Genomic DNA, 17,951 nt, shown 5'->3' with positions numbered 1-17,951 from the left:
ATGCGAGTGATGTCTCAGATCGCGATGGTCATGAACCTCGACAAGTGCATCGGCTGCCACACCTGTTCCGTCACCTGCAAACAGGCGTGGACCAACCGGCAGGGCATGGAGTACGTCTGGTTCAACAACGTCGAGACCCGCCCGGGACAGGGCTATCCGCGCCGCTACGAGGACCAGGAGAAGTGGCGCGGTGGCTGGGAGCTGAACAAACGAGGCGCGCTCAAGCTCAAGGCGGGTGGCCGTTTCCAGAAGCTCCTCGGCATCTTCTCCAACCCCAAGCTCCCGGAGATCAAGGACTACTACGAGCCCTGGACCTACGACTACAAGAACCTCACCGACGCCCCGCTCGGCGACGACTTCCCGGTGGCCCGGCCGGTGTCGCAGATCGACGGCAAGCCGATGAAGATCGAGTGGTCGTCGAACTGGGACGACAACCTCGCCGGCGCCCCCGCCTACGGCGACCTCGACCCGATGGTCGAGCGGACCCGGCAACAGGCGGCGGACAAGGTGAAGTTCGAGTTCGAGCAGACCTTCATGTTCTATCTGCCGCGCATCTGCGAGCACTGCCTCAACCCGTCCTGTGTCGCCTCGTGTCCGTCGGGCGCGATGTACAAACGGGCGGAGGACGGCATCGTCCTGGTCGACCAGGACCACTGCCGGGGCTGGCGGATGTGCGTGACCGGATGCCCGTACAAGAAGGTCTACTTCAACCACCGCACCGGCAAGGCCGAGAAGTGCACCATGTGCTACCCGCGTGTCGAGGTGGGCCTGCCGACGGTGTGCTCGGAGACCTGCGTGGGCCGTCTCCGCTATCTCGGCGTGATCCTCTACGACGCCGACAAGGTGACGGAGGCGGCGTCCACTCCCGACGAGAAGGGCCTGTACGAGGCGCAGTTGGGCGTCTTCCTCGACCCGGACGACCCCACCGTGCAGCGGGCGGCCGAGGAGGCGGGGATCTCGTACGACTGGATGGAGGCGGCCCGCCGCTCCCCCATCCGGGCGCTGATCAGCAAGTACAAGGTGGCGCTCCCGCTGCACCCCGAGTACCGCACGATGCCGATGGTCTGGTACATCCCGCCGCTCTCCCCGGTCGTGGACGCGCTCACCGAGACCGGACACGACGGTGAGGACGCCCAGAACCTCTTCGGCGCGATCGACACGCTCCGCATCCCGCTGGAGTACCTCGCGGAGGTCTTCACCGCGGGCGACACCGCGCCGGTGCGGGCCTGTCTGGAGAAGCTCGCCGCGATGCGCGCCCATATGCGGGCGATCAACCTCGGCGAGGACCCCGACCCGGCCGTCACCGAGGCGGTCGGGATGAAGCCCGAGGAGATCGAGGAGATGTACCGGCTGCTGGCGATCGCCAAGTACGAGGACCGCTACGTGATCCCCACCGCCGCCGTCGGTGACGCCCGGCGCCTTGAGGAGTCGGCGCTGCCGGAGGGATGCAGTCTCGAGTACGAGGGCGGTCCGGGCATGGGCGGCGACGGACCGTTCGGCCAGGACTCCGGGCAGCGCAAGCTGCTGCCGGTGGTGTCCGTGGAGAACTTCCACGGGCTGCGCCGCCGCCAGACGTCCGACGACCCCGCCGACGCCGAGGAGGTCTGATGCCGTCGTACGCCGTGCTGTACCAGGCAGCAGCGCTCTGTCTGACGTACCCCGACGACGACTTCCGCGCCCGGCTGCCGCTGCTGCGTGAAGCGGCCCCGCAGCTGCGGGAGTTCACCGACCATGCGGCGGTGACCCCGGCGCAGGAGCTGGCCGCGCACTACGTCCAGGTCTTCGACTTCAAGAACCGGCACAGCCTGTATCTGAGCTGGTGGCAGGACGGGGACACCCGGCGGCGCGGGATGTCGCTGGTCCGCTTCAAGGACGTCTACCGGGCCGCCGGCCTGGAGTTCACCGGCGAGGAACTGCCGGACTTCCTGCCCGCGGTCCTCGAGTTCGCGGCACGCACCGGCGACACCGACCTGCTCACCGAACACCGGGACGGCCTGGAGCAGTTGCGGTCCCGGCTCACCGCGTTCGGGACCCCGTACGCGTCCGTCCTGGACGCCGTATGCGCCACACTGCCCAACCACACCGGGGTGCGCTGATGACCACACTCCTCTGGGGCGTGCTGCCGTACGTCGCCATCGCCCTGCTCGTCGCCGGACTCGTCTGGCGCTACCGCTACGACAAGTTCGGCTGGACGACCCGCAGTTCGCAGGTCTATGAGTCGAAACTGCTGAACATCGCCTCGCCCGCCTTCCACTACGGCATCCTCTTCGTCCTGGCCGGGCACATCGTCGGGCTGTTCATCCCGATGTCGTGGACCGAAAAGGTGGGGATCAGCGAGCACACGTACCATCTGTTCTCGCTCTACGGCGGCACCGCGGCCGGCGTCCTCACCGTCGCCGGGATCGTGCTGCTCGTCTACCGCCGCAGGACGCGGGCCCCCGTCTTCCGCGCGACCACCGCCAACGACAAGCTCATGTACCTGGTGCTGCTCGGCGCCATCGCGATGGGCATGATCGCCAAGCTGACCCACGCCTCCGGCGACGGCTACAACTACCGTGAGTCCATCGCCCCCTGGGCGCGCAGCCTGTTCACCCTCCAGCCGGACATCGACCGGATGCACGGTGTGCCGGTGCTGTACCAGGTCCACGCGGTGATCGGGATGGCGCTGATCGCGTTCGTGCCGTACAGCAGGCTGGTCCATATGTTCAGCGCGCCGGTGCAGTACCTGTTCCGGCCCTATGTCGTCTACCGGGCACGCGACCCCAGGAGGCTGGGGCCGCGTCCGGAGCGGCGGGGCTGGGAGCGGGCGAAGTCCTAAGCCGCCCCGCCCTTCTGTTCCCGGTCCTCGTCGACGATCTCCGCGTCCACCACGCCCTCCTCCTCGGGGGGCGTGGTGGTCTGCTGTTCGGTGCCGTGGGGCTGCGACTGCTGGGCCTGCGCGTACATCGCCTGGCCCACCCGCTGGCTGACGGTGGCGAGGTGCTCGACGCCGTCGCGCAGGGCGTTGGTGTCGGCGTTCTGCTCCAGGAGCGTCCTGAGTTCCGCGATGGCCGACTCCACGTCCGCCTTGGTCTCGGCGGGGACGCGTTCGTCGTTCTCGCGGAGGAACTTCTCGGTCTGGTAGACGAGTTGCTCGGCCTGGTTGCGGGTCTCGGCGGCCTCCCGGCGTTTGCGGTCCTCCTCCGCGTACTGCTCGGCGTCCCGCATCATGCGGTCGATGTCGTCCTTGGGCAGCGCCGAGCCGCCGGTGACGGTCATCTTCTGCTCGCGGCCGGTCGCGAGGTCCTTCGCGGAGACATGCATGATCCCGTTGGCGTCGATGTCGAAGGCGACCTCGATCTGCGGGACACCGCGGGGCGCGGGCGGCAGGCCGGTGAGGTCGAAGACGCCGAGCTTCTTGTTGTAGGCGGCGATCTCGCGTTCGCCCTGGTAGACCTGGATGCCGACCGAGGGCTGGTTGTCGGTGGCGGTGGTGAAGATCTCCGAACGCCGGGTCGGGATCGTGGTGTTGCGCTCGATGAGCTTGGTCATGATGCCGCCCTTGGTCTCGATGCCCAGGGACAGCGGGGTCACGTCGAGGAGCAGGACGTCCTTCACGTCGCCGCGGACGACACCCGCCTGGAGCGCGGCGCCGAGGGCGACGACCTCGTCCGGGTTGACGCCCTTGTGCGGGTCCTTGCCGGTGAGTTCCTTGACGAGGTCGGTGACGGCGGGCATCCGGGTCGAGCCGCCGACGAGGATGACGTGGTCGACCGCGGCGAGCTTGATGCCGGCGTCCTTGACGGCCTGGTGGAAGGGGGTCTTGCAGCGGTCGAGCAGGTCGGCGGTGAGCTCCTGGAACTGAGCGCGCGTCAGCTTCTCGTCGAGGTGGAGCGGGCCTTCGGCGGAGGCGGTGATGTACGGGAGGTTGATCGTGGTCTCCGAGGAGCTGGACAGCTCGATCTTGGCCTTCTCGGCGCCCTCGCGCAGCCGTTGCAGGGCCATCTTGTCCTTGCCGAGGTCGATGCCGTACTGCCCCTGGAACTTCTTCACCAGGTGCTCGACCACCCGCTGGTCCCAGTCGTCGCCGCCGAGATGTGTGTCGCCGTTGGTCGCCTTGACCTCGATGACACCGTCGCCGATCTCCAGGAGGGACACGTCGAAGGTGCCGCCGCCGAGGTCGAAGACGAGGACGGTCTGCTCCTCGCCCCGGTCCAGGCCGTAGGCGAGGGCGGCGGCGGTCGGCTCGTTGATGATCCGCAACACCTTCAGGCCCGCGATCTCGCCGGCCTCCTTGGTGGCCTGCCGCTGGGCGTCGTCGAAGTACGCCGGGACGGTGATCACCGCGTCGGTGACGTCCTCGCCGAGATAGGACTCGGCGTCCCGCTTGAGCTTCTGCAGCACCCGCGCCGACAGCTCCTGCGCCCGGTAGCGGGTGCCGTCGACCGATCCCTGCTCCGGGAACCGCCAACCGCCGTCGCCCATGTACCGCTTCACGGACCGGGCCGTCCGCTCCACGTTCGTCACGGCCTGCCGCTTGGCGACCTCCCCGACCAGCACCTCCCCGTTCTTGGCGAAGGCCACCACCGACGGTGTGGTCCTGGCCCCCTCCGCATTGGCGACGACCGTGGGGTCGCCGCCCTCCAGGACGGCCACCACGGAGTTCGTGGTCCCCAGATCGATCCCGACCGCGCGTCCCATCGCTGTCCCCTTCCGCCAGGGCACTTCCCGGACTCCAGCACAAAACTTGAGTGGGCCCTTGTCAATGCCGCGTACCCCGAAATCCGGGTACCCCGAAAAGGACGGTGCCGCGCCCCTCACGGGGGCGCGGCATCCGGGAACGTACGGGAAGGATCAGGCGAGCTTCGCCGAGAGGGTGATCGGTACGGCCTTGAGGGCCTGGCTGACGGGGCAGCCCACCTTGGCCTCCTCGGCGGCGGCGACGAACGCCTCCTCGTCGATGCCCGGCACGGTGCCCTCGACGGTGAGGTGGATGCCCGTGATGCCCTCTCCCGGCTGGAAGGTGACGTCGGCGGAGGTGGTGAGCTTGGTGGCCGGGGTGCCGGCGCCGGCCAGGGCGTGCGAGAACGCCATCGAGAAGCAGCTGGAGTGGGCGGCCGCGATCAGCTCTTCGGGGCTGGTCTTGCCGTTCGCCTCCTGGGCGCGGGAAGCCCACGTCACCGGCTGCTGGGCGATGGCGCCGGAGGAGTCGAAGGAGACGACTCCGTTGCCCTCGAGCAGGTTGCCTTCCCAGACGGTGTGTGCGGAGCGCGTGGTAGCCACGGGTTCTTCCTTTCAGACATGGGCCCATGTAGGGGTTCCGTGTCCCATCCGATCACACTTGGGCGCACCGCACGCTCAAGACAGCTGTCAGGCCGCCCGCCGTTCGTCCTGACGTTCCGGCAACGGCACCTGAGGGCCGTCGGATTCACGCAGCCAGCGGCGCAGGACATGGTGGACCTGTTCGGCGCCGACGAGCTCCTGGTCGTCGGCGACCGGTGCGGACAGAGCGGCCGGCGACAGCAGGAACGGCCGGCCCTGCGCCCCGCCGAGTCCGCCGTGCGAGCCGATCTGCTCCTCGAAGGCGAGGACTTCGCCGTCGCCCGGGTCGTACGAGGAGTTGACCATGATGTCGGCGGTGTGCGCGAAGCCGTGCGTACGGCGTACGGCGTCGGCGGCGCCCGGCCCGAACGCGGCCAACGGGCCCGGGTTCTCGTCCAGTTCGTCGACCGGGATCTCCGTACCGAACGGCCCGAGCACCACCCCGCCGTGCTCCTCGCTGCGTACGAGGAGGAAGCCGATGCCGGGATGGTTGGCGAGCGTGGTCAGCAGGGCGGGGTGGCGGGCGTCGATCTCCTCCTTGGTCATCCGGTGCGGCACGTCCGGGAAGGAGATCAGGCCGAGGTTGCCGGAGGCCAGCACGAGCGGCTCGGAGCTGCGGCGCGAGGGCCGGTGCTGCTCGCGGCGCTCCTCGACGGGCCGGCGCAGGGCGGCGCGGACGGCCGCGCGGGCCTCGGCCCCGCTGTGGGTGCGCCGCGCCTTGCGCGGCACGGGCAGTCCGCAGCCGGCCCGCACCAGGTCGCCGAGGGTGAGGCCGTAGCGGGCCTGGAAGGTCTCGCCGGGGCTCTGGCCGTGGTCGGACAAAACGACGATCCGGTACGGGCGCGGGGCGTGTTCGGCGACGTTCTCGATCAGCGCCAGGGACCGGTCGAGGCGTTCGAGGACCTTCTCGGCGTCCCGGCTCATCGGCCCGGAGTGGTGGGCGACCTCGTCGTAGGCGACGAGGTCGGCGTAGACGGCGGTGCGTCCGGCGAGCATGTCGCCCATCACCGCGGCGACGACGACGTCCCGTTCCACGACGGTGGCGAACGCCCGGATGAAGGGGTAGAGGCCCCCGCGGCTCACCCGGGGCCGGACCCGGCGGGCCCGGCCGCGGGTCGACTGGCCGATCTCCCGGCCCACCTCCGCGACGAAGGACAGCGCGGTGCGCACGGCGTTGGCCGGGTCGGAGAAGTACGCGAAGTAGCCCGCGCGGGACCGGGTCTCACGGCTGCGCCGGCGGGTGGCGATGGACAGCACGAGCGCCTGTTCGTCGGCGCCCCCGCTGAAGAGGTTGCCGCGGCTGGCGCCGTCGGCGCCGAGCAGTCCGCCGTCCCCGGTGCGTTCGACCGCCCGGCGCTGGAGTTCGGCGGCGCTGGTGGGGCGGTTGCAGACCATCACCTCCCGGCTGTCCTTCTCGTACCAGCGGAACGCCGGCACGTCCTCGTTGCTGCCGTGCAGGATGCCCAGCTGGCTGGCGCCGGTCTGGCTGGACCAGTCGGTGCGCCAGGGGGTGAGCCGGTGGGTGCCGCTGTCCAGCCAGCGGGCGAGGGTGGGCATGACGCCGGTGGCGACGGCGACCCGCAGGACGTCGTGGCCGACGCCGTCCAGCTGGAGGAAGACCATGCCCGGCGCGGACGGGGCGACCGGGCCGCCTCTGCGGCGGCGGTCGGCGAGCCGGTAGAGCCGGCGCCGGTAGGCGTCGTCGTCCCGCACGGCGAGGGCCGCGCCGGTCGCGGAGGCGACGGCCGACATCACGGCGGCGACCACGACCGCGGTCTCCCACGCGGCGGCGCCCCGCTCGGTCGGGTTCAGCCGCAGCGCCAGCAGGAGCAGAAAGCCGTTGAGTACGAAGACCAGCAGCCCGAGGACCAGGGCGGGCACCAGCAGCAGGAGCCGTACGAGGAGCGGCCAGACCAGGGCCGACAGGACACCGAAGGCACCGGCGCCGAGGGCCGCGGTGACGGCGATGTCGGTGGCGCTGTCGCCGTCCGCCGACCGGAGCTGGAAGTCCGGCAGGATGCCCGCGAGGACGAGCATGGTGATCGTGGAGACCGCCCACACCGCGACGCTCCGCCCCGTCTGACTGGCGATCCGCCGCCAACGCCCGCCTCGCACGCCCCGCACACCTCACGTCCCCGGCCCGCCGTCGGCGCGGGCCTGGCCCCACCCTGTCACAACGGACGGAAGTTCCCCCGGCGAAGCCTGGTGGCCGCTACCGGCCGTCGTACCCGGCCGTCGGCATCGAGAGGCGGCGGTGGATGCTGGCCTTCATCTGGGCGTCGTACGACGGTTCCGCCGATCCCACCGTCTCCACCCGCACCCCGCGCCGGGCGCACTCGCTGAGGAAGTCCTCCACGGAGGACAGGGCGCTCTCCAGGACCCGGCGGCTGGGCGCCACGAAGAGGTCGAGGCCGGGGCGGACGCCGTCCCACAGCACACAGTGGTCGGGACGCAGGCCGCGCACGAGGAGTTCCCGGCTGACGATGTAGCCCTGCTCGGCGGCCCAGCGGGCGCACATCGCGTGCTGACTGCGGGCGTCCACCAGGAAGGGATCGGCCTCCAGCTCCTCCAGCGGCGTCAGACTCGCGATCGCCGTGACGCGAACCGGTCCCATGGCGTCCCCCTCACCTCCGGGTTTCGCCGCCGACCCTACTCCTGCCCGTAGGCTTCGGGGAGTCGCGCGAAGGAGGCAAAGAGGTGCCGGTGGAGATCACCTGGTGGGGTCACGCGACCTGCACGGTCGAGGACTCGGACGTCCGTGTGCTCACCGACCCGCTGTTCGCCCGCCGCCTCGCCCATCTGCGTCGCCGTCGGGGCGCGGTGCCACCGCCCGGCGCCTGGCGTGCGGACGTGGCGCTCGTCTCCCATCTGCACGCCGATCATCTGCACATTCCGTCGTTGGAGCGACTGTCCCCGGGCACGCGCCTGCTCGTGCCCCGGGGCGCACCCCGTGCGGTGCCCGGGCTCCGCCGGCTCGCCCATCTCCAGGTCAGCGAGGTGGCGCCGGGCGACGAGACGGTGATCGGGGACCTGGTCGTACGGACGGTGCCGGCCCGGCACGACGGACGGCGGCTGCCCTTGGGACCCCATCGCTCCCCCGCGCTCGGCTATGTCGTCGAGGGCGAGGCCCGTACCTACTTCGCCGGGGACACCGGCCTGTTCGACGACATGGCGAAGGAGGTCGGGCCGGTCGACGTGGCCCTGCTGCCGGTCGGCGGCTGGGGGCCGTACCTCGGTGAGGGACATCTGGACGCGGGGCGTGCCGCCGAGGCGCTGGCCCGGCTGGACCCGGTCAGCGCGGTGCCGGTGCACTACGGCACGTACTGGCCGATCGGGATGGATGCCGTGCGCCCCCATGAATTCCATGCCCCCGGTGCGGAGTTCGTGCGACTCGCGGCGGAGCGTGCGCCGGGCGTGTCGGTGCATCGGCTCGCGCACGGGGAGAGCGTGCGCCCGGGGGTGGCCCGGTGACGCAGGCGTGGCTGGCGGCGGCCGCCAGGACCGTGCCGCCCGAGTCGACGCAGCAGGCGCTCGGATATCCGTCGCTGTTCCTGCTGGTGCTGATCGGGGCGCTGGTGCCGGTGGTGCCGACGGGGGCGCTGGTCAGTTCGGCCGCCGTGGTGGCGTTCCATCAGACGGCGCCGTTCTCCATGGCGTTGGTGTTCGTGACCGCCTCGCTGGCCGCGTTCCTCGGGGACATCGCGCTGTACTGGCTGGGGCGGCGCGGGATGCGGTCGAAGAACGGGTCGCGCTGGCTGGAGGCGATCCGGTCCCGGGCGCCCGAGGACCGGCTGACGCAGGCGCAGGAGAAGCTGGCCGAGCACGGGGTGGCGGTGCTGGTGCTGTCCCGGATGGTCCCGGCGGGCCGGATCCCGGTGATGCTGGCCTGTCTGATGGCGAAGTGGCCGCTGCGGCGGTTCGCGCGCGGGAACCTTCCGGCCTGCCTGGCGTGGGCGGTGACGTACCAGCTGATCGGGATCCTCGGCGGCTCCCTGTTCAGCGAGCCCTGGGAGGGCGTGGTGGCCGCGATCGTGCTGACCGTGGCGGTGAGCGCGGCGCCGAGCCTGTGGCGCCGGGTGCGCAGGACCGCCAAGGCCTAGGGCCGGTCCGGCGGATCATGCCGCAGACGCGGGGCTTGGGACGCCCACCTGCGGCGTTGTCGTCGGTTGCCGACGCTCCGCGTCGCCGCCCTCCTCCGCCTTGCAGCCGGACGCCCCAAGCCCCGCTCACCGACGTCAATGAGGCGCCGCGCTTCCCTGCGACCTGATCCGCCGGACAGGCCCTAACCGCGGTTCGCTCCGGCCGTGATGAGCAGTTCGGCGGTGGCGGGGTGGCGGCCGTTGTCCGCCCACTGCAAGGGGGACCAGCCGGTTCCGTGGTCCTCACGGAGGTTCGGGTCGGCGCCGTGCGCCAGCAGTTCCCGTACGGCCTCGGTGTGGCCCCAGCAGGCGGCGGCGCAGAGCGGCGTGCCCTGCGAGCCGTCGCCCTCGCTCTCCGTGTCGGGGCGGGCTCCGGCCCGCAGGAGCACGCGCGCGACCTCGGCCTCCCCCTGCACCGACGCCAGGTAGAGCGGTGTGGCGCCGTCGTCGTACGGTCGCTCCGGGTCCGCTCCCCGCTTCAGCAGCGCCCGCACGCGGACGGCGTCGCCCGCCAGAGTCGCCGCGAAGAGCTGGTGGGTGAGCTTCTTGCGTCGCCGTCGGTTCATGGTGGGCGACGCTAGCGATCATGAGGGCGGAGCGGCCACCGAATTGCGGCTCGTCGGGGTGCGGCCCAGGACCCTGGACCCGCCCACCGGCAGGTCCCACAGGTCCGCTCGTTCGAGTCCCGCCTTCTCCCAGGCGGCCCGCACCCGGGTGAGCGGCTCCAGTACCGGCTCCGCCGACAGGACGAACGTGCCCCAGTGCATGGGGGCCATCCGTCGCGCCCCCAGGTCCTGGGCCGCCCGGACCGCCTCCTCCGGATCGCAGTGGACGTCGCTGAGCCACCAGCGGGGGTCGTAGGCGCCGATGGGCAGGAGGGTCAGGTCGATGCCGGGGTAGCGCCGGCCGATGCGGGAGAACCAGTGACCGTAACCGGTGTCTCCGGCGAAGTGCACGCGCCCGCCGTCCGCGGCCGTGAGGATCCAGCCGCCCCACAGGCTGCGGCAGGTGTCGGTGAGGGTGCGCTTGGACCAGTGGTGGGCGGGGACGAAGTCGAAGCGGACGCCCTTCAGTTCGGCCGCCTCCCACCAGTCGAGCTCGGTGACCTGGGTGAACCGGCGGCGCCTGAACCAGGCGGCGAGGCCCGCGGGGACGAACACCGGGGTGTCGCGCGGGAGTCGGCGCAGGGTGGGGGCGTCCAGATGGTCGTAGTGGTTGTGGCTGATGACGACGGCGTCGACCCGCGGCAGCGCGCTCCAGGCGATGCCGACCGGGGTGATCCTGGCCGGGGTGCCGAGGATGCGTCGGGACCAGACGGGGTCGGTGAGGACGGTCAGGCCGCCGATCCGCACCACCCAACTGGCGTGGCCCGCCCAGGAGACGGCGATGGTGCGGGCGTCGACGCGGGGCAGCGGCCCCGGCTCGAAGGGCAGCCGGGGGATGTCGGCGAGACCCTCGCGGCCGGGCCGTACGGAGCCCTCGCGGGCGAAGCGGGCCATGGCCTTGAGGCCGGGCAGGGGGGCGGTGAGCCGGTCGTGGAAGGTGCGCGGCCAGACCCGGCGCTCGCCCAGGGGGCGGGGTTCGGCGAGTGGCGGGAAGGGCGGGGCGAACGGTGCCGCGAGGGGTGACGCGGTGGCCGGATCGTCGGTCTCCCGGGTGCTCGTGCTCGAACCGGGCCTGCGCGGATCGGCTGTGCTCGAACCGGCCGTACTCGTGGACTGCTGCGTCATCGAGGAGGCTCCCATCGCTGAGCGTCGTCGCGGAGATCGTCGAAAACCGACTGCAAAGTGATCAACGCACGGTGCACGTGTGGCAGTTCCAACGGTGTGGTCGAACTGAGGCATTCCTCGAGTTCCTCGTCCGTCCCGGCGAGCAGCGCGCCGGTCGACAGCCGGACCCTGAGGGCGCCCAGGTCGTCGCCGAAGCGGTGGCCGCCGGGGGCCGGCATGCCGAGCCGGGCGGTGAGGAACTCCTCCAGGTCCTGTGCGTCGCCGACGCCGTGCGCGCCGAGGGCGGTGCGCAGGGGGCCGAGGTCGGCGTAGAGGTGGCGGCCGGCCTGCGGGGGCCGGGCCAGGGCGCCGGCCGAGACGACGGCGGTGTGCGCGGCGGCGGCGACGCGCGCGTGCAGGCGTACGGCGGCGGCGAGACGGTCGGCCACCGGCTCGGGTTCGGCGAGCGCGTAGCAGGCCGCGGCGGCGACGGGGGCGGCCACGCGGGCGCCCAGCGCGGTCAGCACGTCGAGGACACGCGCGCGGAGGCCGTCGCCGACGTCCCCCTCGGGGAAGCGGGCGATCGCGGCGGGCCAGCCCGGTGGGAGCAGGGCACCGGCCAGGTCGGTGACGACGGTGACGCGCTCGGGCAGCATCTCGGCCGGACTGAGCCACATGGTGTCGTGCGGGGCGTGCACGGTGTCGCGCCAGGTCTCGTCGCTGACCAGGTGCAGGCCCTCGCCCGCGGCGGCCTCCACGGCCTCGTGCAGCATCTCGGGCGGCGCGACGGTGGCGGTCGGGTCGTCGGCCACGGACAGCACGAGAAGTCGCGGGTCACCGCCCTCGTCGCGCACCCGGCGCACGGTCTCCAGCAGGGCGTACGGGTCCGGGACCCCGCCGCCCTCCGCCGGTGTCGCCACGTGGAACACGGGTCTTCCCAACAGGCGCGCGTACGGCGCCCACCAAGCCGCGCACGGCCGCGGCACCAGGACGTCGCCGCCGACGGCCGCGGTGAGCGCGAGCAGCAGGGAGGGGGCGCCGGGGGCGGCCACGACACGCTCGGGCCCGGCGGACAGTCCACGCCGGGCCCAGTAGCCGCGCGCGGCGTCCGCGAGGGCCGCGCCGCCGCCGACGGGTTCGCTGCCGCCCCTGGCCGCCGCCGCGGCGAGCACCTCCGACAGCTCGGGCAGTACCGGCAACCCGTCGTCCGGCAGCGGCGGCCCGTAGCGGACCGGCCCGTGGCCTTCGGGGTCCGTGCGCCGCATCCGTACCTCCGGGTGAGCTGCTGTGTCGCGGGGCCGTCGGGTGTCCGGTCCTTCGCCGGCTACGGCGGGGGCGTGCGCCCCACGCTCTGCGTACCCAGGGTGGCGGGTGCCGATAGGGGGCCGCTCGCGTTGCGCCGGTCACACGGCGGCGGGCGGCCGCGTCAGGACTGCGCGCGGGGTGACCGGCGCCGCACCCGGTACACGGCGCCGCCGAGCGCGCCCGCGATGAGCACACCGCCCGCGACCAGCGCGGGTACGGAGTCGGTGAAGGCCCCGCCGGCACCGGCGTGCACGCCTCGCTGGACCGGCGCGCTGGTGCTGGGGCACGGTTCGACGCGGGGTTCGACACGGGGTTCGGTGCAGCTCTGCCGGCCACCGCTGCCGCCTGTCACGTCGAAGGTCGCGCTCCACGGCTTGCCCTGCGCCCCGGCCGCCCCGGGACACGTCCCGTCCACGGTCCACGCCGAGTCGTCCTCGTAGTCCCCCGCGGACGCGAGCCGCGCGGTCCCCCGATAGGCGGGACCTGTCGCGGCGCCGTCGTTCCCGGTCACCCGCTGCAACAGCACGGTTCCCTCGTCGAACGCCTGCGAGGTGGCCTCGATGGTGGCGGCCGCGTCGGCGCCGCCCGGATCGCAGGAGACGGACACGGTGACACTGCCGCCAGGTTGCGCGCTGCCTGGACTGACCTCGGCCGCGGGGTCCGCGAAGGCGACCGGCACGACACCGCCGAAGGCGGCGCCCGCCAGAACGACGACGGACAGGGCACGGGCGGTGCGGCGCATGAACGGAACTCCTTAGACCGCGGACAGGTCACTGGACCCATCACAGCCCGCACCCGCGAAGGACGCGCGCGCCGAGGCCCCGTTTGCAGGACAGTTTGACGCCGAGCGGGTGAAACGCCCTCAGGGGCGAACCCACAGCCCCGTCCTCACGCGGCGTCCCTCAGCACCTGCTCCCGCACCTTTCCGCAACACCGGCTGATCAGCCGCGACACATGCATCTGCGAGATCCCCAGCTGTTCGGCGATCCGACTCTGCGTCATGTCCCGGAAGAACCGCATGTACAAGATCGCCCGCTCCCGCTCGGGCAGCGCGGCGAGTCGGGGTGCGACCGACTCCCGGTCCACCACCGTCTCCAGCGCCGGGTCCGTGGACCCCAGCGCGTCACTCAGCGAGTAGCCGTCCTCGCAGCCGGGCAGCTCCGCGTCCAGCGACAGCGCGGTGAAGCTCTCCAGCGCCTCCAGGCCGACCAGCACGTCCTCCTCGCTCATCCGGGCGTGCTCGGCGATCTCCGCGACGGTGGGGCGGCGGCCGGGGATGGTCTGGGAGAGGTCCTGGCTCGCGAACCGGACCCGGTTCCGCAGGTCCTGAACCCGGCGGGGCACGTGCAGCGTCCACATGTGGTCGCGGAAGTGCCGTTTGATCTCGCCGGTGATGGTGGGCACGGCGTAGCTCTCGAAGGCGTTGCCGAGCTCGGGGTCGTAGCGGTCGACGGCCTTGACCAGGCCGAGGGCCGCCACCTGGCGCAGGTCGTCGAGGCTCTCGCCGCGGCTGCGGAACCGTCCCGCGAGCCGGTCGGCCATGGGCAGCCAGGCCTCGATGATCTCTCCGCGCAGGGTCTCGCGCTCGGGCCCCTCGGGCAGCCCGGCCAGTCGGCGGAAGGCGGCCGCGGTGTCGGGGGCGTCGTCGTGCGGGTGGTGCTTCGCGCTCGTACGCGTGGACATGATGCGTCGCAACTCCCTTGGTGGTGCGCTGGGATGCACGGTCACCGTGGGAGGCCGGCCGGACAGGCACAGCCGTGGCGGCGCGAGGCCGCTCCCACGGACGTGCCTCCTGTCCGAAGCACTGACAGTGCGCCTGCCCCCGGCCCCCGCCCGCAAACCCGGGCACAGGTTTTCCCGGGGCCCGCGGGGTGACTCGGAAGGCGCTGCCTGTGCATTTCCGACGTCCGGGAGGTTTCTCCATGAGCACCAAGGTCTCCGATCACATCCTGCAGCGCCTGCGTGAATGGGGTGTGGAGCAGGTGTTCGGCTATCCCGGCGACGGCATCAACGGCCTGCTCGCCGCATGGGGCCGGGCCGAGAACCAGCCGCGGTTCGTGCAGTCGCGGCACGAGGAGATGTCGGCGTTCGAGGCGGTCGGTTACGCCAAGTTCAGCGGCCGCGTCGGTGTGTGCGCGGCGACGTCCGGGCCCGGCGCGATCCATCTCCTCAACGGTCTGTACGACGCCAAGCTGGACCATGTGCCCGTGCTGGCGATCGTCGGCCAGACGCACCGCACCGCGATGGGCGGCTCGTATCAGCAGGAGGTCGACCTGCACACCCTGTTCAAGGACGTCGCCTCGGACTTCGTGGAGACGGTGACGGTCCCCGAGCAGTTGCCGAACGTCCTGGACCGGGCGCTGCGCACCGCGTACGCCCGCCGCTCCCCCACGGCGATCATCGTGCCGGGCGATGTGCAGGAGCTCGACTACTCGCCGCCCACGCACGAGTTCAAGATGGTGCCGTCGAGCCTGGACCTCAGTTCGTGGACGTCGGTGCCGTCCGAGGAGTCCCTGAACCGGGCCGCCGAGATCCTCAACTCCGGTGACAAGGTGGCCCTTCTGGTGGGTCAGGGCGCGGCGGGGGCGCGTGCGGAGGTGGAGCGGATCGCCGAGCTGCTCGGCGCGGGCGTCGCCAAGGCGCTCCTCGGCAAGGACGCGCTGAGCGACGAACTCCCTTACGTCACCGGCTCGATCGGCCTGCTGGGCACGCGTCCGTCGTACGAGCTGATGCGGGACTGCGACACCCTGCTGACCATCGGATCGTCGTTCCCCTACACACAGTTCATGCCGGAGTTCGGCAAGGCGCGCGGGGTGCAGATCGACATCGACCCGCACATGGTCGGGATGCGTTATCCGTACGAGGTGAATCTCGTCGGCGACGCGAAGGCGACGCTGGAGCGGCTGATCCCGATGATCGACGGGAACCGTGGGCGTGAGTGGCACGACACGGTGTGCGACAACGTACGGCGCTGGCGCGAGGTGATGGGACGGCGGGCGGAGCAGTCGGCCGACCCGATCAACCCGGAGTACGTGGCCGCCGCCCTGGACCCGCTGCTGCCCGCGAACGCGATCGTGTCCTCGGACTCGGGCTCGGCGGCCAACTGGTACGCCCGCCATCTGACGATGCGACCCGGTATGCGTGGATCACTGTCCGGCACGCTGGCCACGATGGGCTGCGGAGTGCCGTACGCGATCGGTGCGAAGTTCGCGCATCCGGACCGGCCGGCGATCGCGCTGGTCGGGGACGGGGCGATGCAGATGAACGGGATGGCGGAGTTGATCACGGCGGCGAAGTACAAGGATCTGTGGGAGGACCCGCGGCTGGTGGTCGCGGTGTGGAACAACCACGACCTCAACCAGGTGACGTGGGAGATGCGGGCCATGGAGGGCGCCCCGTCCTTCCTGCCCTCGCAGGAGCTCCCGGACGTCCAGTACGCCGCGTTCGCCCGTTCGCTCGGTCTGACCGGCATCCGGGTGGAGAAGCCCGAGGACGTCGAGGCGGGCTGGCGCGCCGGTCTTGAGGCGGACGGGCCCGCGGTGATCGAGTTCCTCACCGACCCGGCCGTACCGCCGATCCCGCCGCACGCCACCTGGGACCAGATGGAGGCCACGGCCGCGTCGATCCTCAAGGGCGACGCGGACCGCGGCTCGATGATCAAGCAGGGGCTGAAGGCGAAGGTCCAGGAGTTCCTGCCGGGGCGGGACAAGAAGTGAGCGTCCGCCGGGTTCTCCGGGCTACTTGAACAGCGCCTGGATGTCCGGCTTCTTGTCGCCGAAGAGGCCGTCCCGTTCGCCGAGGGAGGCCAGCTTCTCCAGGGAGGCCGTGTCGACCTCGGCGGGCCAGGCGGGCAGGGTGAGCGTGTCCAGCAGATCCGACCCGATCTTGGTGTACGTCGTGAGGATCTGCCGTGCCTCGTCCGGGTGTCGGGAGGCGTAGGTCAGGGACTCGGTCATCGCGTCGGTGAACTTCTTCACCAACTCGGGGTCGCGCTGGGCGATCTGGGTGGAGGTGAAGTACGTCGCCACGGTCAGCCTGGGGTCCGTCTCGGCGAACGGTGACGCCACGATCCGCGCGCCCTGCTGTTCGGCGAGGGACTTCGCCGGGTCGCCCATCCAGGCGGCGTCGACGCGTCCGCCGTCGAGGGCGGCGGGCATCTGGTCGAAGGGGATCTCGACGAACTTGACCTTCGCGGCGTCGCCGCCGGCCTTGCGCACGGACTCGCGGACCGTCGTACTGCCGATGTTCTGGAGCGTGTTGACCGCGACCGTGTGCCCGGCCAGGTCCTTCGCCAACTTGATGGGGCTGTCCTTCCTGACGAGGACACCGGTGACGTCGGCGCCCACCTTGCCGTTGGAGGCGGCGCCGTTGACCACGGACTTGATGGGGACACCCTTGGTCTGGGCGATCATCAGCGACGTGGTGTTGCTGAACCCGAACTGGAACTGCCCGCTCACCACACCAGGGATGATCGCGGCGCCGCCCTGGGCGGTCACCATCTTCAGCTCGATGCCCCGGTCGGCGAAGAATCCCTTCTTCTGCCCGAGATACAGGGGTGCCACGTCGATGATCGGGATGATGCCCACCGTCACCTGCGTCGCCTCGCCCCCGCTCGCGGGCGGGGCTCCGCCGTTGCCCGAGTCGGAGGAACCGCAGCCGGCGACGGCGACGGCGACCATCGCCGCTGCCGTGGCCAGTCCGAGTGTGCGCCGCCGTTGCATGGGCCCCCCTGGAGACTCGGACGGTCGAACCACCAATGGTGCGCAGATTCTTGACGCCCGCAATCTACAGGCCCACCTTGGCCGTGTCAGGCCCCTGGACCGATGTGAACCGGCGGAGTTCAGCTCTTCCGTGGCTGGGTGAGCGGTACCAGCTCCGTCACCTCGTTCCGCTTCTCGGGCAGCAGCAGCTCCTCGTAGCGGCCCAGTGCCAGCACCACGCCGAGCATGAGGAGCGGGATGAGCACGGCGAGCATCGCCATGGCGGTTCCCTCCCCGGGATCGCGTGGGGGGCGTCGGCCGGGTCTCCGCGCATCCGGAAGGCAAACCCCCGTGTCGGTGGCTCGTGCTCGGGTACGCGGTGCCGTGCCCACCCCGAGGATCTGGAGAGATTGCCATGCAGCGAGGCAGCGACCGGCTGAGCCGCCACCGCGACGACGAGATGAAGCACGAGCTCCAGGGACTGCTCCGGTCCGGGCACCCCACCCGCGCCGAGGAGTGGCACGACCCCGAGCCGACCGCCGACGACGATCCCCGGCTCGCGGGCGGACCGGTGACTCCGGGCGGCTCCGGGGCGTCCCTGGGCACGGTCCGGCACGAACTGGCCCGGCATCTGACCCGCAGCGCGTTCCCCGCGCCCCCGCGCCATCTGGCCGGCACCCTGCGCCGCGCCTACGCGCCGGACACCCTGGTGGAGGCGGTGGAACAGCTCCCGCCCGAGCGGCGCTACGGAACCGTCCAGGAACTGGCCGAGGCGCTGGTGGGGGAGCGGGAGTAGC

18 protein-coding genes are annotated in these 17,951 nt (G+C 71.6%); 7 read left to right on the top strand and 11 right to left on the bottom strand.

Annotated features, from left to right (window positions below; all coding sequences use genetic code 11):
- Genes narH through narI form a run of 3 tightly spaced genes read left to right on the top strand, consistent with a single transcriptional unit; the run spans window position 1 to window position 2,818 of the window.
- The gene (gene narH / locus ACIHIX_RS08770) at window positions 1–1,608 is read left to right on the top strand and encodes a nitrate reductase subunit beta (protein ID WP_399951798.1); all 1,608 of its coding nucleotides are present in this window, start codon (window positions 1–3) and stop codon (window positions 1,606–1,608) included.
- Window positions 1,608–2,096, top strand: a complete 489-nt coding sequence (narJ, locus tag ACIHIX_RS08765) for a nitrate reductase molybdenum cofactor assembly chaperone (protein WP_399951795.1) — start codon at window positions 1,608–1,610, stop codon at window positions 2,094–2,096. The genes narH and narJ overlap by 1 nt, the downstream gene beginning before the upstream one ends.
- On the top strand, window positions 2,096–2,818 hold the full coding sequence (narI, locus tag ACIHIX_RS08760) for a respiratory nitrate reductase subunit gamma (RefSeq protein WP_399951792.1): 723 nt from the start codon (window positions 2,096–2,098) through the stop codon (window positions 2,816–2,818). Before narJ ends, narI begins: the two co-directional genes overlap by 1 nt.
- Here the strand turns inward: narI and dnaK are convergent.
- The 4 genes from dnaK to ACIHIX_RS08740 form a co-directional block, all read right to left on the bottom strand.
- On the bottom strand, window positions 2,815–4,680 hold the full coding sequence (gene dnaK / locus ACIHIX_RS08755; protein ID WP_399951789.1) for a molecular chaperone DnaK: 1,866 nt from the start codon (window positions 4,678–4,680) through the stop codon (window positions 2,815–2,817). The genes narI and dnaK overlap by 4 nt on opposite strands.
- A 153-nt stretch (window positions 4,681–4,833) precedes the next feature.
- The gene (locus ACIHIX_RS08750) at window positions 4,834–5,262 is read right to left on the bottom strand and encodes an OsmC family peroxiredoxin (protein WP_399951786.1); all 429 of its coding nucleotides are present in this window, start codon (window positions 5,260–5,262) and stop codon (window positions 4,834–4,836) included.
- Between the two features lie 87 nt (window positions 5,263–5,349).
- Window positions 5,350–7,425 (bottom strand): phage holin family protein, encoded by a 2,076-nt coding sequence (locus ACIHIX_RS08745; protein WP_399951783.1) that lies wholly within the window; start codon window positions 7,423–7,425, stop codon window positions 5,350–5,352.
- Window positions 7,426–7,513: 88 nt separating this feature from the next.
- Window positions 7,514–7,915: a hypothetical protein gene (locus ACIHIX_RS08740; protein ID WP_399951780.1), complete on the bottom strand. Its 402-nt coding sequence runs from the start codon at window positions 7,913–7,915 to the stop codon at window positions 7,514–7,516.
- Between the two features lie 83 nt (window positions 7,916–7,998).
- On the opposite strand from ACIHIX_RS08740, the gene ACIHIX_RS08735 reads away from it, so the two are divergent.
- Window positions 7,999–8,772 carry an MBL fold metallo-hydrolase gene (locus ACIHIX_RS08735; RefSeq protein ID WP_399951777.1) on the top strand — a complete coding sequence of 258 codons (774 nt, stop codon included), beginning with the start codon at window positions 7,999–8,001 and terminating at the stop codon, window positions 8,770–8,772.
- Window positions 8,769–9,401, top strand: a complete 633-nt coding sequence (locus ACIHIX_RS08730; protein WP_399951774.1) for a DedA family protein — start codon at window positions 8,769–8,771, stop codon at window positions 9,399–9,401. The genes ACIHIX_RS08735 and ACIHIX_RS08730 overlap by 4 nt, the downstream gene beginning before the upstream one ends.
- Window positions 9,402–9,583: 182 nt before the next feature.
- Here the strand turns inward: ACIHIX_RS08730 and ACIHIX_RS08725 are convergent, their stop codons facing one another.
- The 5 genes from ACIHIX_RS08725 to ACIHIX_RS08705 form a co-directional block, all read right to left on the bottom strand.
- Entirely contained in the window at window positions 9,584–10,006 is a 423-nt protein-coding gene (locus ACIHIX_RS08725; RefSeq protein WP_399951771.1) for an ankyrin repeat domain-containing protein, read from the bottom strand.
- An 18-nt stretch (window positions 10,007–10,024) separates the two neighbouring features.
- Window positions 10,025–11,170 (bottom strand): MBL fold metallo-hydrolase, encoded by a 1,146-nt coding sequence (locus ACIHIX_RS08720; RefSeq protein WP_399951768.1) that lies wholly within the window; start codon window positions 11,168–11,170, stop codon window positions 10,025–10,027.
- A complete protein-coding gene (locus tag ACIHIX_RS08715) occupies window positions 11,167–12,414 on the bottom strand; it encodes an aminotransferase class I/II-fold pyridoxal phosphate-dependent enzyme (protein WP_399951766.1) in 1,248 nt (415 codons plus the stop codon). The genes ACIHIX_RS08720 and ACIHIX_RS08715 overlap by 4 nt, the downstream gene beginning before the upstream one ends.
- Window positions 12,415–12,575: 161 nt before the next feature.
- Complete coding sequence (locus tag ACIHIX_RS08710) at window positions 12,576–13,196, bottom strand: hypothetical protein (protein WP_399951764.1); 621 nt, start codon at window positions 13,194–13,196, stop codon at window positions 12,576–12,578.
- 146 nt (window positions 13,197–13,342) lie between these two features.
- A complete protein-coding gene (locus ACIHIX_RS08705; protein ID WP_399951762.1) occupies window positions 13,343–14,137 on the bottom strand; it encodes an RNA polymerase sigma factor SigF in 795 nt (264 codons plus the stop codon).
- Window positions 14,138–14,376: 239 nt separating this feature from the next.
- Here ACIHIX_RS08705 and ACIHIX_RS08700 point away from each other — a divergent pair, with 239 nt between their 5' ends.
- Window positions 14,377–16,170, top strand: a complete 1,794-nt coding sequence (locus tag ACIHIX_RS08700; RefSeq protein WP_399951760.1) for a thiamine pyrophosphate-requiring protein — start codon at window positions 14,377–14,379, stop codon at window positions 16,168–16,170.
- 21 nt (window positions 16,171–16,191) lie between these two features.
- Here ACIHIX_RS08700 and ACIHIX_RS08695 read toward each other — a convergent pair whose 3' ends face one another.
- Window positions 16,192–17,175 carry an ABC transporter substrate-binding protein gene (locus ACIHIX_RS08695; RefSeq protein WP_399951758.1) on the bottom strand — a complete coding sequence of 328 codons (984 nt, stop codon included), beginning with the start codon at window positions 17,173–17,175 and terminating at the stop codon, window positions 16,192–16,194.
- 119 nt (window positions 17,176–17,294) lie between these two features.
- Window positions 17,295–17,435 (bottom strand): hypothetical protein, encoded by a 141-nt coding sequence (locus ACIHIX_RS08690; RefSeq protein ID WP_399951756.1) that lies wholly within the window; start codon window positions 17,433–17,435, stop codon window positions 17,295–17,297.
- 134 nt (window positions 17,436–17,569) lie between these two features.
- Between ACIHIX_RS08690 and ACIHIX_RS08685 the strand changes: the two genes are divergently transcribed.
- Window positions 17,570–17,950: a DUF2795 domain-containing protein gene (locus ACIHIX_RS08685; protein WP_399951753.1), complete on the top strand. Its 381-nt coding sequence runs from the start codon at window positions 17,570–17,572 to the stop codon at window positions 17,948–17,950.
- Window position 17,951: the final 1 nt, after the last annotated feature.

This window comes from Streptomyces sp. NPDC051913 (assembly GCF_044593635.1).
GTDB lineage: Bacteria > Actinomycetota > Actinomycetes > Streptomycetales > Streptomycetaceae > Streptomyces.
The sequence above is the reverse complement of the archived record's forward strand: the minus strand, read 5'-3'. Positions and strand labels throughout refer to the sequence as shown.

Bases quoted from the DNA above. Each gene is read 5' to 3' on its own strand.
- narH (WP_399951798.1), top strand. From the start codon at position 1: ATGCGAGTGATGTCTCAGATCGCGATGGTCATGAACCTCGACAAGTGC.
- narJ (WP_399951795.1), top strand. From the start codon at position 1,608: ATGCCGTCGTACGCCGTGCTGTACCAGGCAGCAGCGCTCTGTCTGACG.
- narI (WP_399951792.1), top strand. From the start codon at position 2,096: ATGACCACACTCCTCTGGGGCGTGCTGCCGTACGTCGCCATCGCCCTG.
- dnaK (WP_399951789.1), bottom strand. From the start codon at position 4,680: ATGGGACGCGCGGTCGGGATCGATCTGGGGACCACGAACTCCGTGGTG.
- ACIHIX_RS08740 (WP_399951780.1), bottom strand. From the start codon at position 7,915: ATGGGACCGGTTCGCGTCACGGCGATCGCGAGTCTGACGCCGCTGGAG.
- ACIHIX_RS08725 (WP_399951771.1), bottom strand. From the start codon at position 10,006: ATGAACCGACGGCGACGCAAGAAGCTCACCCACCAGCTCTTCGCGGCG.
- ACIHIX_RS08720 (WP_399951768.1), bottom strand. From the start codon at position 11,170: ATGACGCAGCAGTCCACGAGTACGGCCGGTTCGAGCACAGCCGATCCG.
- ACIHIX_RS08715 (WP_399951766.1), bottom strand. From the start codon at position 12,414: ATGCGGCGCACGGACCCCGAAGGCCACGGGCCGGTCCGCTACGGGCCG.
- ACIHIX_RS08710 (WP_399951764.1), bottom strand. From the start codon at position 13,196: ATGCGCCGCACCGCCCGTGCCCTGTCCGTCGTCGTTCTGGCGGGCGCC.
- ACIHIX_RS08705 (WP_399951762.1), bottom strand. From the start codon at position 14,137: ATGTCCACGCGTACGAGCGCGAAGCACCACCCGCACGACGACGCCCCC.
- ACIHIX_RS08700 (WP_399951760.1), top strand. From the start codon at position 14,377: ATGAGCACCAAGGTCTCCGATCACATCCTGCAGCGCCTGCGTGAATGG.
- ACIHIX_RS08695 (WP_399951758.1), bottom strand. From the start codon at position 17,175: ATGCAACGGCGGCGCACACTCGGACTGGCCACGGCAGCGGCGATGGTC.
- ACIHIX_RS08690 (WP_399951756.1), bottom strand. From the start codon at position 17,435: ATGGCGATGCTCGCCGTGCTCATCCCGCTCCTCATGCTCGGCGTGGTG.
- ACIHIX_RS08685 (WP_399951753.1), top strand. From the start codon at position 17,570: ATGCAGCGAGGCAGCGACCGGCTGAGCCGCCACCGCGACGACGAGATG.